At 62.9% G+C, this 14,323-nt stretch carries 12 protein-coding genes; 7 read left to right on the top strand and 5 right to left on the bottom strand.

Features of this window, described 5'->3' with window-relative positions; translation table 11 throughout:
- The first annotated feature begins 18 nt into the window (after window positions 1-18).
- The 4 genes from DBZ32_RS01575 to DBZ32_RS01590 all read left to right on the top strand — a co-directional run bounded on the left by DBZ32_RS01575 (window position 19) and on the right by DBZ32_RS01590 (window position 7,656).
- Window positions 19-1,233 (top strand): ABC transporter substrate-binding protein, encoded by a 1,215-nt coding sequence (locus DBZ32_RS01575; RefSeq protein ID WP_119165381.1) that lies wholly within the window; start codon window positions 19-21, stop codon window positions 1,231-1,233.
- Between the two features lie 113 nt (window positions 1,234-1,346).
- Complete coding sequence (capB, locus tag DBZ32_RS01580) at window positions 1,347-3,107, top strand: caprolactamase subunit beta (RefSeq protein ID WP_119165382.1); 1,761 nt, start codon at window positions 1,347-1,349, stop codon at window positions 3,105-3,107.
- A 101-nt stretch (window positions 3,108-3,208) separates the two neighbouring features.
- Window positions 3,209-5,353 carry a caprolactamase subunit alpha gene (gene capA / locus DBZ32_RS01585; protein ID WP_119165383.1) on the top strand — a complete coding sequence of 715 codons (2,145 nt, stop codon included), beginning with the start codon at window positions 3,209-3,211 and terminating at the stop codon, window positions 5,351-5,353.
- Between the two features lie 155 nt (window positions 5,354-5,508).
- Complete coding sequence (locus tag DBZ32_RS01590; RefSeq protein ID WP_162906508.1) at window positions 5,509-7,656, top strand: SulP family inorganic anion transporter; 2,148 nt, start codon at window positions 5,509-5,511, stop codon at window positions 7,654-7,656.
- 117 nt (window positions 7,657-7,773) lie between these two features.
- Here the strand turns inward: DBZ32_RS01590 and DBZ32_RS22775 are convergent, their stop codons facing one another.
- From DBZ32_RS22775 to DBZ32_RS01610, 4 genes are all read right to left on the bottom strand, one after another.
- A complete protein-coding gene (locus DBZ32_RS22775; protein ID WP_119165385.1) occupies window positions 7,774-7,995 on the bottom strand; it encodes a LysR substrate-binding domain-containing protein in 222 nt (73 codons plus the stop codon).
- Window positions 7,977-8,387 (bottom strand): LysR substrate-binding domain-containing protein, encoded by a 411-nt coding sequence (locus DBZ32_RS01600; RefSeq protein ID WP_119165386.1) that lies wholly within the window; start codon window positions 8,385-8,387, stop codon window positions 7,977-7,979. The genes DBZ32_RS22775 and DBZ32_RS01600 overlap by 19 nt, the downstream gene beginning before the upstream one ends.
- A gap of 153 nt (window positions 8,388-8,540) precedes the next feature.
- Complete coding sequence (locus DBZ32_RS01605) at window positions 8,541-9,557, bottom strand: FecR family protein (RefSeq protein ID WP_119165387.1); 1,017 nt, start codon at window positions 9,555-9,557, stop codon at window positions 8,541-8,543.
- A gap of 129 nt (window positions 9,558-9,686) precedes the next feature.
- Window positions 9,687-10,193, bottom strand: coding sequence for an RNA polymerase sigma factor (locus DBZ32_RS01610; protein ID WP_162906510.1), 507 nt, complete (start codon window positions 10,191-10,193; stop codon window positions 9,687-9,689).
- A gap of 606 nt (window positions 10,194-10,799) precedes the next feature.
- On the opposite strand from DBZ32_RS01610, the gene DBZ32_RS01615 reads away from it, so the two are divergent.
- Entirely contained in the window at window positions 10,800-12,224 is a 1,425-nt protein-coding gene (locus tag DBZ32_RS01615; protein WP_119165389.1) for a hypothetical protein, read from the top strand.
- A gap of 93 nt (window positions 12,225-12,317) precedes the next feature.
- Entirely contained in the window at window positions 12,318-12,848 is a 531-nt protein-coding gene (locus DBZ32_RS01620; RefSeq protein WP_119165390.1) for a PAS domain-containing protein, read from the top strand.
- 45 nt (window positions 12,849-12,893) lie between these two features.
- Here DBZ32_RS01620 and DBZ32_RS01625 read toward each other — a convergent pair whose 3' ends face one another.
- The gene (locus tag DBZ32_RS01625; RefSeq protein ID WP_119165391.1) at window positions 12,894-13,367 is read right to left on the bottom strand and encodes a c-type cytochrome; all 474 of its coding nucleotides are present in this window, start codon (window positions 13,365-13,367) and stop codon (window positions 12,894-12,896) included.
- Between the two features lie 180 nt (window positions 13,368-13,547).
- Here DBZ32_RS01625 and DBZ32_RS01630 point away from each other — a divergent pair, with 180 nt between their 5' ends.
- Window positions 13,548-14,276, top strand: coding sequence for a cytochrome b/b6 domain-containing protein (locus tag DBZ32_RS01630; RefSeq protein WP_119165392.1), 729 nt, complete (start codon window positions 13,548-13,550; stop codon window positions 14,274-14,276).
- Window positions 14,277-14,323: the final 47 nt, after the last annotated feature.

The raw sequence follows: 14,323 nt of genomic DNA on the forward strand, positions 1-14,323 counted from the left end.
GGGACCACTTATCCAAGCATGCAGCGATCGACGTCCGTCAGTGCGCCTTTCATTCAGACCAGCGGAAGAACGACGCTGCGGATCCTCGGGACCAGCGTTACGCTGATCGAGCCCATTCGCGCGCAGGCCCAAGCCGATCTCGGCATCGACCTCGACTTCACCGTCTTGGATGGCGTCAACGCTCAGTTGAGCGCCGTGACCAAGCCGAACGCCTTCGACGTTTACGATCAGTGGTTTCACAACATGGAGATCGCCTGGACCTCCGGAGCGATCCAGCCGGTCGAAATCGAGCGCATCGCGCAATGGGATCTGGTGAACGACCTGTCGAAGCACGGTTCGTTGCGGCCCGGAGATCCGATCGGGCAGGGCGATGCGCCGGTACGTCAGCTCTACGTTCGTCCGGACAGCCGGCTGAGCTGGCAGCAGAGCGACAGGATCGTCGCGCTGCCCTGTGTGCACAACGTCGATGCCTTCGGCTACAACACCGATGCGATCGACAAAGGCATGGCCTATGCGACCGAGAGTTGGAGCTGGCTGCTCGACGCGCGCTACGCGGGTCGGGTTGGGTTGCTGGCCGACCCGGCGATTGGCGTGATCGACGCGGCCTTGGCGGCGCAGGCCGCCGGGCTGATGGAGTTCGGCGACCTCGGCAATCTCTCGATCACCGAGATCGACGCTTTGGTCAGGCTGCTGATCGCCAAAAAAAAGGCCGGGCACTTCGGCGCTTTCTGGTCCTCCGTGGACGAGGCGGTCGCGCAGATGCGCAGCGGGAAGGTGGTGATCGAGAGCCTTTGGTCGCCCGGCGTCGTGGCGCTCAAGGCGGCCGGCGTTCCGGTTCGCACGGCCGCCCCCAAGGAAGGCTATCGGGCCTGGCATGGCTGTCTGGCGCTATCGGCACGGATCTCCGGGCGGGCGCGGGACGCGGCTTACGAATACCTCAACTGGTGGCTCTCCGGCTGGCCCGGCGCCGTGATGGCACGGCAAGGTTACTACATTTCCGTTCCGGAACCCGTGAAGCGGCATTTGACGGCGGCGGAGTGGGAGTACTGGTTCCTGGGAAAACCGGCCCGGGAGGATCTGGCCAACCCCTACGGCCAGACCGTCGTGCGGGCCGGCGAGGCGCGCAACGGCGGGTCTTACTGGGACCGCGTCTCGCACATCCGGGTTTGGAACTCCACGATGGACGAGCACAATTACCTCGTCCGCCGCTGGCAGGATTTCCTTCGGGCCTGAGCGATGCTTGGCGTCGCGCGCCGGAAGGGAGGGGAGTCGCCTGCCGGGACCATGGCGGGCCAAGAGTTTTGAATCGAACACTCCTTCAACAGGCACACGGAGGCTAGCGCGTCATGTCGACCGTAGATCCCATCACCCTGTCCGTGGTTCGCGGCGTTCTGGAAACGACGCAACGTGAGATGACGTTGGCGCTGGAGAGGACCGCGCGCTCGAGCGTCTTCAACCTCGCGCACGACTATTCCAACGCGCTATTCAACCACTTGCCCGAAATGATCATGCAGGGTCAGGACATTCCGATCCATCTGGGCTCGCTGATCCCCGCAATGAAGTGCGTTGCCGCCTACTTCGGCGACGACATCCACCCCGGCGACGTCATCCTGCACAACGATCCGGCCTACATGGGCAGCCATCTGATCGACACCTGCATGTACAAGCCGGTGTTTTACAAGGGCGAGCTTGTCTTCTGGACGGTCTGCAAGGGGCACCTGACCGACATCGGCGGTCCGGTTCCGGCCGGCTACAACCCCGACGCCAAGGAGATCTATGCCGAGGGACTTCGCATCCCGCCGATCAAGGTCTTCGAGAAGGGCGTCAAGCGCTACGACGTCGTCAATCTGCTGCTCACGAACATGCGGGCGCGCCGCGATCAGGAGGGCGACTTCAACGCCCAGCTCGGCGCCGTGCAGGTCGGCGAGCGGAACCTGATCGCGCTGCTCGACAAGTACGGTCTCGAGACCGTGCGCGGCTGTATCGACGAACTGATGCATATGGCCGACCGGCATCTCCGCTCGCTGATTCGCGAGATCCCGGACGGCACCTACACCGGCACCGCAACCGTCGAGGATGCCGGCCACGGCTTTGGCGATCTGGACATCACGGCGGAAGTGACGATCCGCGACGATAGCTGCCACATCAAGATCGATAGCCCGCCGCAGATCCCCTACTTCATCAATTCCTACGAGGGGAACTCCTACTCCGGCGTCTATCTGGGCGTGATGATGTTCGCCCAGTTGCCGCCGCCATACAACGAGGGGCTTTATCGCTGCGTCTCGGTGGACATGGGTCCGAAGGGGACGATCTGTAACGCGCTCGAGCCCGCACCCCACGCCAACTGCACGACCACTCCGATGGAGACTCTCACCGATGCCGTGCGCCTTGCCTTCGAGCAGGCGGCCCCGGACCGGGTCAGTGCCTCCTGGGGCCACGCCAACGGCTGCAACATCGCCGGCTGGGACACCCGCCATGACGAGGAGTACGTCACCATGGTGCTGGCCTCGATCATCTCAGGGGCTGGCGCCACGCCACAGCAGGACGGCTGGCATGCCTGCGGGCCGGAGTGCTGTTTCGGCGCGCTGACCTCGGGCGACGTCGAGCTGCTGGAGTACTCCTACCCCATCGTGATCCACCGCTATTCACTGATGACCGATTCCGGCGGGGCCGGCATGCACCGCGGCGGTTCCGGTACCTGTTGGGAAGTGGAGCCGATCGACAAGCCCATGACCTTTATCACCTTCGGTGAAGGGCGCCGCCTGCCGGCTGCCGGTGCGGCCGGTGCGCAGTCCAAGCTGGTCGACCGCAAGGTCGGACGGATCCACATTACCCGCGAAGGTTCGGTCGAGGAACTGAAGACCAACTTCGTCACCACCATCAACCCCGGCGAGCGGGCGGCGAACATGAACCCCGGTGGCGGCGGCTATGGCGATCCCTTCAAACGGCCGGTCGACAAGGTGGTCTGGGATATCAAGAACGGCCTCGTCTCTCTGGAGGGCGCGCGCGAGGACTACGGCGTGGTCGTCGCAGACCCGCAGACGCTCGAAATCGATGGTGAGGCCACGAAGGCCTTGCGCGGCGGCGGTGCCGTGGCTGCTGAGTAGTCCGACCTCCGGGCGGCGCGCGACGAAACGCCGAACGTGACGAAACGAATGGAAGCGCAGCCGCGTCGCGCAGGCGTCGACGGTTGCCGGAAAGGGAAGCGATGCGCACGAAGTACCGTTTGGGAGTGGATGCCGGCGGCACCTTCACCGACTTCGTTCTGGCCAGTGACAGCGGTGAAGTTCGCCTCTTCAAGACCGCCTCGACTCCCGACGATCCGACACGGGCGATCGGCAACGGCCTCGCCTTGATCTCCGAGGCGACCGGCGAGACGGCGGAGCAGATCGTCTCCCAATGCGATCTCTGTATCAACGGCACAACGGTCGGCCTGAACGCGCTGATCCAGCACAAGGGCGCCAAGGTCGGCCTGCTCTGCACCGAAGGGCACGAGGACTCCATTGAAATCCGGCTCGGTCACAAGGAGGACGGCTATCGCTACGATGCCGACTACCCGCCCGCGACCATGCTGGTGCCGCGCTACCTGCGGCGCGGCGTGCGCGAGCGAGTGCTGTCCGACGGTCGCGTACGCACGCCGCTCGACGAAGACTCGGTGCGGGCCGCCTGCGCGCTGTTTCGCGAGGAAGGGGTCGAGGCGGTCGCGATTTCCTTGCTCTGGTCGGTCCTGAATCTCGCGCATGAGCGGCGGACCGCCGAAATCGTGCGCGAGGAAATGCCCGAAGTCTTCCTGGCCGTCGGGTCGGAGATCTATCCGCAGGTTCGCGAATACACCCGGACATCGACGACGGTGACGAACGCCTATCTGGGGCCCATCATGAAAGGCTACGTCGTGGCGATCGACCGCTACTTCGCCGAGCTCGGGGCCAAGTATCCGGTGCGCTACTTCCAGTCCAACGGCGGCTTGGCGATCGGCGAGGCGATGAGCGACCGGGCTGTCTACGCCATCAACTCCGGCCCTGCCTCTGCGCCCACGGCAGGTCTCTACGTAGCCGACCCCTTCGGCATCCGCAACGTCATCACCGTCGATATGGGCGGTACGTCCTTCGACATCACCTTGGTGCATGAGGGCAGCGCCAACGTGAACAAGAATATCGACTTTCTGCGCTACCGTATCGGTGTGCCGATGATCCAGGTGGAGACGCTGGGCGCTGGCGGCGGCTCGATTGCCTGGATCGACGAACTGGGTCTGCTGCAGGTCGGTCCGCAGTCGTCGGGAGCTCGGCCCGGCCCGGCCTGTTACGGACATGGCGGCGAGGACCCGACGGTGACCGACGCCAACCTGGTGCTCGGCTACGTAAACCCCTCGGCCTTGCTGGGCGGGCGCATGGAACTCGACCGCGAGAAGGCCTATCAGGCCATCGAGACGAAGATCGCCAAGCCTCTGGGGATCTCTGTGGAGCGCGCGGCCTACGGCATCTTTACCATCGTCAACAACAACATGGTCAACGGCATTCGGCGCGTCTCCGTCGAGCGCGGCTACGACCCGCGCGATTTCTCCCTGGTCGCGGCCGGCGGTGCGGGCGCGGCGCACATCACGGCACTCGCACGCGAGATGGGCGTGGCTTCGGTCCTGGTGCCGAAGCTCGCGTCCGGCCTCTGCGCCTTCGGGCAGATCATCTCCGACGTGAAATACAACTTCATGGCCTCGGCGCCGCTGCGCCTCGACAACGCTGAAGTCTATGGACAGCTCAACGAGAAGTTCGCCGAGATCGAGGCCGAGGGGATCCGGCACCTGGAGGCCGACGGTTTCGACCGGTCACGGATCGAGATCAAGCGCAGCATGGATATGCGGTATGTCGGCCAGATTCACGAGTGCATGGTCGAGATCGGCAACTTCGAGATTTCCGAGAGCACTATCGAGCAGGTCAAGCAGGCCTTTCACGGACGCCACGAGCAGCTCTACACCTATGCGGAGCCGAACAGTGTGATCGAGGTCGTGAACATCGAATCGACCCTGTTCGGGCGCGTGGACAAGCCGAAGCCGCCAAGGATCGCACCGGGACAGGGAAGCGAGGCGGCGGTCAAGACTCGCCGTCCGATGATCTTCACGGCCGATGGAGTTCAGATCGACGCGCCCGTCTACGACGGCGGCAAGCTCGGCGCGGGCGATAAGGTCGCCGGTCCCGCGGTGATCGAGGAAGAGACGACGACCATTGCGATCGAGCCGGGCTGGACGGCCGAACTCGAGGTGTCCGGCTGTTATCGCCTGAGCTATGCGAGTGCGCTGGAGCACGCTGGACATTCGAACTCGGAGCAGGCAGAGGTGCTGTCTGTGTCCGGATCGGGCTGAACGGCTTGCCAAGCGGGGTCTTCTGCCTTGCAAGATTCCGCTTGGCAAGGGAATGACCGAGGCTTGTTTCCCGGATACTCACCGTGTTACGGCGCCGCAAGGGCTGCGGAACGCGGACTGCGGGGAAATCGGAAGTCCGGGGGGTAACGCCGTTGTTGGCACGGGTTCGAGCTGTTTTCGGTGCATTTTTCATCGCCTTGGTCTCGGCGGTCTTCGCCGTATCTTTTGCCGCTATCGTCTACACTGGCGAGTTGGCTCAGTATCTCGATCGAGGTATTGGGCTGACTTTGTTGGGCAGTTTTGTGATTGCGGTCACAGGCGCCTTCACGCTCTCCTTCCGCGGCTCCATTCTCGCCCCCCAGGACGTGCCTGCCATCTTGCTCGCCGGAGCCGCCGCGACAGTCGTCGCGGCCGGAGAGCTCTCGGGCGAGGCGCTGTTCGCCACCGTCGCCTGTCTGGTCGCTGTCGCCTCCTTAGCGACAGGCGCGGCTGGTTTGCTGATCGGACAGATGAAGCTCGCCTACATCGCACGCTTCGTACCCTATACGGTGCTCGCCGGATTTTTGGCGGCGACCGGACTCATGCTTTTGATTGGCGGCATCGGCGTGGCCTTGGGGTCATCGGCAGGCGCGGACGGCTGGGCTTTTTACGTGACGCCGGACGTCCTTCTCAAGTGGCTAGCGGTTCTGATCGCCGCCGTCGCAATTGTCATCGCGACGCGCGTCTTTAGAAGCCACGTCACTTTGCCGTTGGCCCTGATCGCTACGGCGGTCGGATACTATATCTTGCTTTGGGCCTCTGGGTTGTCCTTGGCCGAGGCCCGCGAAAAGGGGCTTCTACTTGGACCGTTTCAAGACGGCGGCTTCTTGTTGGGTGTCGACCCGGCGCTTCTGACTCAAGCCGATTGGGCCACGATCCTGTCGCAGGCGCCCGTCATCCTAACCGTCATTGCGACCACCCTGATCGGAACGACGCTCAATGCATCTGGCTTGGAACTGGCCTTTCGGAAGGATTTCGAGATCAGCCGGGAGGTGAAAGGGACGGGGCTAGCCAACATAGTGAGCGCCTGTGTCGGGGGGCTGCCGGGCTACCACAGTCTGAGCGAATCTATTTTGGCCAACAGGCTCGGTCTGGTCGGGCCGATAGCCGGGATCAGCAGTGCTGCCGGTTGCGCGGCGATCCTTTTATTGGGCGCCGGTATGATGTCCGCTCTGCCCGTCGGCCTTTTCGCCACTGTGATCGTGTATCTGGGACTCGATCTGCTCTACACGTGGCTCTGGGAGGAGCGGCGGCGTCTCGGCATCCTCGACTATGCGGTCGTTGTCTTGATTCCCATCGTTGCCGTCTCCTACAGCTTCCTGACTGCCGTTGCCGTGGGATTGCTGGTCGCTTGCGCCTTCTTTGTACTCGCTTACGCCAAACTCGATTTGATCCGTTCACATAGCAACATGGCTGGACGACGGTCTTGCGTCGAGCGCCCCGACACCGAGTTGCGCGTCTTGGCGGAAACCGGGGGGCAGGTACAAATTGTCGAGCTGTCCGGGTTTTTGTTCTTCGGCTTCTCCCACGCGTTGCGCGAACGCATGCAAGCTATCATGGACGGCGAAGGCCCCAAGGTCCGCTGGCTGGTCATCGATTTCAAGCATGTGACCGGTGTCGATGTCTCCACGCTACGCGTTTTGCAGCGACTGGTGTCGGACTGTGCGCAGAGGGACATACGCCTGATGTTGGCAGGCCTCGCCCCTCCGGTGGAGTCGGAGTTGCGTGACTGTTTGGGCCCGCACGGCGTCGGCTTCTTCAGGTCGCTCGACGAGGTCTTGGAGCATCTCGAAGACGTGCTTCTGGCGCAAAACGAGGCCGACGATTTCGCGAACGAGAAGAGTATTCTAAACCATATGGAAGCCTTGTTCAGAGAGCACGCCTTGGATGGATATGCCGAGCAGATCGAGCTGGATACAGGTGCCGTCGTCGTAGAGAGAGGCGCCTTGTCGAACGACATCTACCTACTGCGCTCGGGTCAACTGAAAGTCGCAGTGCGGTGCGACGATGGGCGGATCGCGATCGTGGCGCAGATCCGCCCAGGTTCGGTTATCGGAGAAATGGCATATTACTCGGGGCGCGGCAGATCTGCCGACATTATCGCGGATGCACCCTCTGAGCTGTTGCGGATCGACATGGATCGTATGGATACCTTGGAACGAGACCGACCGGAGGTCGCATCTCTGTTCCATAAGCTGATCGCACGCGATATGGCGCGACGGCTCAGTCGCACGACGAACTTGCTGCGCGATCTCGGCCTTTGAGAGTTCCAATCGACGCCCGCTGGCGTAAGCCGATTTTCGTGACTGAAGCTATCCTGCTCTAATCATAAAGCGAGAGCATGATCGCGGTTTGACGAGCTAGATCGGGAGGCGCTCGCCTCACCGCCGCTTGATCCGAAGAGTCGCTATCCGTCCTCTCGAGTAGGCCCCACGCGCCGCCACATCGTCATGGCGGTGATAGGACCGGCGCCAGACGAGACCGAGGCGCCGGACCGGACTGTCTTCGGCAAGCGGCTTCAGTGCCACGTCGGCGTCTCGGACCAGTTCCGCCGAAAGGGCGATCTCAGGGCCAAAGGTTACGCCTAGGCCGTTCGCAACCATTTCCACGAGACGGTCGCCTCATAACCTTCGGTGCGTGCCGCCTGGTGCATATGACAGGCTGCCAGGGCGTGCTCGCGCAGGCAATGTCCGTCTTCGAGCAGCAGCAGGTCGTCCGGCGACAGATCCGCCGCCGAGACCGCCGGAGAGTCTTCGAGGATCAAGGGATGGTTCGGCGGTGCGACCAGCCACAAGGGGTCCGCTCCAAGCTCCATGACTTCGCAATCCGCTACCTCATAGGGCAGGGCGATGAAGGCTGCCCCGATCTCTCCGCTTCTCAAGCGTTCGAGCAGCCGAAGGGGCTGCTCCTCGCGCAGAAACAGCTTGAGATCGGGATAGGCCTGGCGGAGTCCCTTCAGCACCCTGGGTAGAACGAAGGGGCCGATGGCGCGCATTCAAGGGAATGACGAGATGGTCGAGCTGCTCACCGACACCGTTCGATAGGTCGTGACCTATCTTCGCGTTATAAGGAACGGGCCCCGGTCGCTCTGCCTCCACAGTGAGCTGGCTGTGGATCGTACGGCACCATCTCCCCTGAAGGTCGCATCCTATTTTGAGACCAGCCGCAGGAAGGTCAGGCGATCGGTCATCCTTATGACTTCGACGGGAAGCGTCTTTTCGATCGCATCCAGGGCTCGGTCCGTATCCTCGAGATCGATCACGCCGGTAAAGCGCTCTGCGGCCAGGGCCTCGCTCAGAAAGACGATGGCGCCCGGACGATAGCGATCGAGTTCGAAGATCACATCGCGGAGAGGTTGGTCCGAGAAGACGAGTTTGCCAGAGCGCCAAGCGGTCTGGAGTGCAACGTCCGGGTCATGCCTTGAGATTGTACCGTCTTCGTCGAGCCGGGCGGACTGGCCGGCCCCGAGAACGACAGTCTCAACTAAGGCTTCCTGGTTCCTCTCCGTCGAGACGTTGACCTGGCCTTCAATGACGGCAACGGTCCGCGCCTCCCGATTCACGTTGAATGCCGTTCCAAGGGCACGCGTCCGGCCGGCGCCGGCGATGACCTCGAAAGGCCTGTCTCGGTCGGAGGCGACGCTGAAAAAGGCCTCGCCCCGGTAGATCTCGACGCGGCGGTACCGGTCGGTGATATCGATGGCGATCGCCGTATCGGTGTTCAGTTGGATGGTCGAACCGTCCGCGATTTCCAGTGCTCTCATTTCGCCAACCATTGTGACATGGTCGGCACGAAGGCGGTCGTAACCGCCGCTCGCCCAAAGAGTAATGCCTGCCGCCAAGACCAGGCAGGCCGCCAGGGCGCTCCAGCGGCGAGCGCGGCGGCCGGGTCCCGTGTTTCGCGCCGCTGCGTGTCGCGATGGAGGAATCGCCTTCGGCGGTCGGTCTGTCGCAGGGCCCGAGCGTGAGTCCGGTAACGCGCCGAGTTCTTGCCAGAGCGCCGACGCCTCGACATAGGCCTTGCGATGCAGGGGATCGCGGTCGAGCCACTCTTGAAGGTCGCGTCGATCCGATTCGCTGGTCCGGCGGGAGCGCATGCGGACAAACCAGGCCGTCGCTTCTTCGACCAGTTTGTCTTCATGCGCTTCGGGTGGTGGTGGCGTCATCCCGGCATGCTTGCTGTGAAGAATAGCGCGGGCCTCGTTCGAGAGGCGCTGCGCCGTTGTCCGTTCTGCTACAACAGATCTAATATCGCAGACTGCCCAGGTGCGGAATACCCGGTCGCGATCACTAAGCTATTCGTCAGCAGCCTTGAGACGTTGCCGGCACCGTAGCATGGCCTTGATGATGTGTTTTTCCACCATGTTTCTTGAAATGCCGAGCCGCACCGCGATAGCGCCGTTCGAGAGACCTTCAAGGCGGCTCATGAGAAAGACCTCTCGGCAGCGCGCGGGTAAGTCATCGACGGCTTCGGCCAGAATCCGCAAGCGTTCGCGGCTCATGGCGGCAGCTTCGGCGTTCGGGTGAGGGCATCTGATGGTTTCCTCGGGAGCGCTGTTCATGGCGGTACCGCCATAGCGCCCCTCGCGCGACAAGCGGTCGTAGGCGGCGTTGGCGGCGACCTGAAACAGATAGGCTCGTGAGTCCGCCATGTCCCGGGACGGCGCGAACCGGAGCAACCGAAGATAGGCGTCTTGCATCACTTCGGCGGCCGCCTCCTCACAGCGCAGCAGGCGACGGAGGAACTGCTGCAGAGCGACATGATGTTCCAGGTAGAGCTGCTCGACCCTCTGTTCGTTCACTGGTGCTTCCACTTCGGACCTTGTCAGTGAACGCCTCGGCGTTCGACCGGCTTCCTGCCCCGCGAGCCCGGCGCTTGCCTAGCTGGCCTCATGAGTTCGCCTGCTCCAGATGGAAAAACTAAAGCAAATGAAACTCATTCGCAATAATGCTCGAACCCAATGCGACGATCCGAAACCCTGTTCGTCGAGCGTGATCTCCCGGGGTCCGGCGCGGGAGGTCTCCAAGATTTACTTTGAAGAAGAGACATGTCTGCTGCCGATGGAATAAGAGTTGGAGTGGAATGCCGTTGGCGGCTTCGGAACCACTTTACTCCTTGCGTCATTTTATTAATAAATACAGATATTCATTCTGAATTTCTAAACAGGATGATTTAACGAAAGCTTCGGGGGGGGCGAAACAGGGCAGTGGACGGCTGCCTTTTTTGAGTTGACCATTTTGTCTGTCGCTGAAGACTATCTTTCGCTGTCGGCTGCGGTTTTACCGCGCGGTGCATCGCGATCACGGCTCGCTGCGGCGAAGGTGGGGGGCGTTTCGGTGGATCAGGCGGTTCCCCAAAGCCGGAAAACCGTCTAAGCGGACGGCTTCTGTTTTTCGGTGGAGTCGCTATGGGCAGCGAAGCGTTCGATGTGCAGGAGCTTCGCAAGGACGAGGCTTTGGATCAACTTGCGGAGCGGATCAACGTCGCGCAATTCGTTGCTTACGCACCGACGCCGGAGAGGCCGGAACAGACATTTTGCCGCCTGCGCGGCCATAGGGCGAACGAGCCCTTTTCCTCCTTGCGTTTGGCCGCCGAGGAGTTGTTGCGCAACAGTCCCGATCGGGCCGTCAACGTTCGCAGTTATCTGCCGAAGGATCCGCGCAGCAAGCCGTTTCGCTATGGGCTCGACCGCCTCGACGACATCGTTGAGGTCGCGAGGAGTGCGCTGGACGACGGCTTCTACGTCATCCTCAACGAGACCGTGGACGTCAACGATGGCGGTGTCTCCGGTGTGATCGAGGGGGGGATTGTCGAGTTCGCGCCCGACGACACGCCGCGTTGCGTCGAAAAACCCGGCACCGCGTCCCTGCCGCTCGAGTGGGGGCGGCGGCTGCTCGAGACCGTCTATGGCTTTGCGCCGGAGCTGACGGCGGAGCCGGGCGAGCGGCTGGAGTTCTCGATCCACCCCAAGCCGCGCGGCTGGCGGGACACGCAGACCTTAGGATGGGAAGTGGAGGAGGTGGGCACGCACAGCCTGACACCCCGCCTAGCTTGGCCCAATCGCTTCTCTCGTTTGATTGGTGACAAGGCCTACGGCCTCATGATGGCTCACTTGGCTGCTGCGCCTGTACCGCTCACCTCTGTCTTCGCCCGCCGTCTGCGTGGCCGAGCCTTCAGTTTCGGGCAGGAAACCGATGGGCGCGACGTTTGGGTCCGCACCTGTCCGATCGAACCGGTCCCGGGCCGCTACGCGACGCGTCACGGTTGGATCGAGCCTTTTGCCTTGCTGGAGGCCGAGGACCCCGATCCGCAAGAGTGGAGCGATCCCGACCTGCACCTCAGCGACCTGCGCCATATTCTCGCGTCTGCCATCGTGCAGAGCGGCGTGCCGGCGGTCTGGTCGGGGGCCTACTATGTCGACGGCGCCGGCAAGGGGCTGGCCGAAGGCGTCGCCGGTGCCGGCGACTCCTTCATGCTCGGGCGAGAAGCACCACAGGAACTGCCCGCCCAGCTTCGTGTGGAGATCGAGCGCCTTGCCGCACGGCTCGATGAGGTCTTTGGGCCGGTGCGCTTCGAATGGGTCTACGACGGCGAGACGCTCTGGCTGGTTCAACTGCATCGCGGGAGCACGGCCAGCCAAGGCGACATCATCGTGCCCGGGGCGGCGGCGCAATGGGTCCGCTTCGCCGTCGGCGACGGTTTGGGCGCTCTGCGCGAGCGGCTGGAGACTCTGCCGCCTGATACCGGCCTGGAGGTTGTCGGGCGCGTCGGCCTGACCAGCCATATCGCGGATGTTCTGCGTCGTGCGGGCGTTCCCGCGCGCTTGGCGTGACCCTGCCTCGCCTCTACTTTAACGAGCAATTTCGCGCATAAATCTGTATGCTCGCCCGTTAAAGGTCTTACACGATCCCGAGAGGAGCATAGGGTGCGGCTTGATCGGCCCGAAGTTCTGCAGTCGCCCGAGCTGCGCCGACTTTTCGCCTATTGGTGGGACCGCCATGCCGAAGACAGGCCGCCTTCGCGCGCCGAGATCGATCCGGTCGACGTTCCGGACCTGCTGCCGGACCTGCTGCTCGTCGACGTCGACTGGACCGGCGACAAACCCCGGTTCTATTTCCGGCTCGCCGGGACCCGCTTTACACAGTTCTATACGGAAGAACTCACCGGGCGCTGGCTGGACGACCTTCAACTCGGTTCGTGGCAGAGCTTCTGGGAGGCGGAGTATCACGCCATCATCCATGAGTGGAAACCACGCTACGGCCTCAATTCGGTGGTTTGGCAAGGGCGGGACTTCGTCCGCTTCGAATGGCTGATGCTGCCGCTCGTGACGCCGAACCGGCGCTGCGACATGATTCTGATCGGTGTGCGTTTCGAGGGCAGCGACGGGTTTCAGCTGCAATCGGAGAGCCCTGAAGATACGCGGGCTGTCGGGATGACGAAACCGGACGATGGCTAGACACCTGCGCCAGGACGGCGGGGCCGCGGTGGCAGGAGGGCGGGTTCAGTCCTGAGCCGCCTGGAAGCGGCGGTTGATTTCGTCGTGCCTGGCTTGGATCTCCGGCGGCCAGGTGCTCTTGATATAGCTGAGGACGGCCAGGATCTCGGCGTCGCTCAAGGTCTCGCCGTAGGCCGGCATGTCGCTCTGGTAGCCTGCTCCCGCCAGGGCTGCGATTCCCTGCTTCGTCATGGCGAAGAGGTGGGCGTCGGGATGGTGCCAGGTATGACCGCTCGGATCGTGCGGTGGTGCCGGTAACCGTCCTGCGGCATTGCGCTGGCGCCAATTCGTCTGTCCTTCCAGTTCGGCTCCATGGCAGGTGGCGCACTCGGCCGCGTATATCCTCGCACCGCTGTTCACCATCTGGATGTCGTTCGGGTCGATCGCTGTCGATTGCACGCCCGGCGGTCTCAGGAGAGCGACCAACCCGAGGGTGCTCCCGACGAGAAGCAGGGCGACGGCGGCAAAGCGGTACTTCATGATAAAGCGATGCCACCTCCTCCGACAGGAAGGTCAAGCCCTTCAAACTGTTTCATTAGATCAGCACGTGTTTCGCCATAGCCTTGCGGCGACAATCCCATCCCATTGCGGTTATCTGCGGATGAGACCGGCGACAATCCGCCTAACCTGGTCGATAGAGAAGCGCGATACAGGACGAAAATGCCGAGAAACCGAACAGACGAAGTGCTGCCCGCCGGTCGCCGTCCAGTTGGGCGCCGTGTCTGGGACCTACCGACACGCGTCTTCCACTGGGCATTGGTCGTGCTGGTTCTCACCAGTTATCTGACCGGCGAATTCTGGCGCGGCGTTGACATGCAGTGGCACAAGCTGTCGGGCTACGCGATCCTGGCGCTGGTCCTATTCCGCCTCGCTTGGGGCTTTGTCGGGACGCGCCACGCCCGTTTCCAGGATTTTCTGCGACCGCCCGGACAGACTCTCTCCTACCTGGGTGGGCTGATTTCAGGCCGGAATTCCAGCTATGCCGGGCACAATCCGCTGGGCGGACTTTCCGTGCTGCTGCTGCTCCTGCTGTTGCTGGTTCAGGCCGGAAGCGGGCTCTTCGCCAGCGACGATATCTTCATCGAAGGGCCGCTTGCAGGGCTGGTGCCCGGAGTTACGGTGGACTGGATGACCGGTGTGCATCACCTGGCGTTCGATCTGCTGGTCGCCCTGATCGCACTGCATCTGGCGGCGGTCGCCTTCTACGAAGCGGTGAAGGGGCAGCGGCTGATCCGGGCCATGGTGACCGGCAACAAGCAGATTGGAGAGGCCGGCGCAGAAGCAACGCCGAACGTTCCCTCCGCTGGGTTTCGCGGACTGCTGTCCATGGTCCTTTCGGCCGCAGCCGTCGCCGCGCTCGTCCTGGGGTTACCCGCTTGGACGGACTGACTTCCGGAGCGCGCGGCCGATCTGATTGACGGAAAGCGAAGCCACCT

It is taken from the genome of Algihabitans albus (genome assembly GCF_003572205.1).
Taxonomy (GTDB): Bacteria; Pseudomonadota; Alphaproteobacteria; order Kiloniellales; family DSM-21159; genus Algihabitans; species Algihabitans albus.

Coding starts and splice junctions, on each gene's coding strand:
- DBZ32_RS01615 (WP_119165389.1), top strand. CDS start 10,800: ATGGGCAGCGAAGCGTTCGATGTGCAGGAGCTTCGCAAGGACGAGGCT.
- DBZ32_RS01600 (WP_119165386.1), bottom strand. CDS start 8,387: ATGCGCGCCATCGGCCCCTTCGTTCTACCCAGGGTGCTGAAGGGACTC.
- DBZ32_RS22775 (WP_119165385.1), bottom strand. CDS start 7,995: ATGGTTGCGAACGGCCTAGGCGTAACCTTTGGCCCTGAGATCGCCCTT.
- DBZ32_RS01605 (WP_119165387.1), bottom strand. CDS start 9,557: ATGACGCCACCACCACCCGAAGCGCATGAAGACAAACTGGTCGAAGAA.
- capB (WP_119165382.1), top strand. CDS start 1,347: ATGTCGACCGTAGATCCCATCACCCTGTCCGTGGTTCGCGGCGTTCTG.
- DBZ32_RS01575 (WP_119165381.1), top strand. CDS start 19: ATGCAGCGATCGACGTCCGTCAGTGCGCCTTTCATTCAGACCAGCGGA.
- DBZ32_RS01625 (WP_119165391.1), bottom strand. CDS start 13,367: ATGAAGTACCGCTTTGCCGCCGTCGCCCTGCTTCTCGTCGGGAGCACC.
- capA (WP_119165383.1), top strand. CDS start 3,209: ATGCGCACGAAGTACCGTTTGGGAGTGGATGCCGGCGGCACCTTCACC.
- DBZ32_RS01630 (WP_119165392.1), top strand. CDS start 13,548: ATGCCGAGAAACCGAACAGACGAAGTGCTGCCCGCCGGTCGCCGTCCA.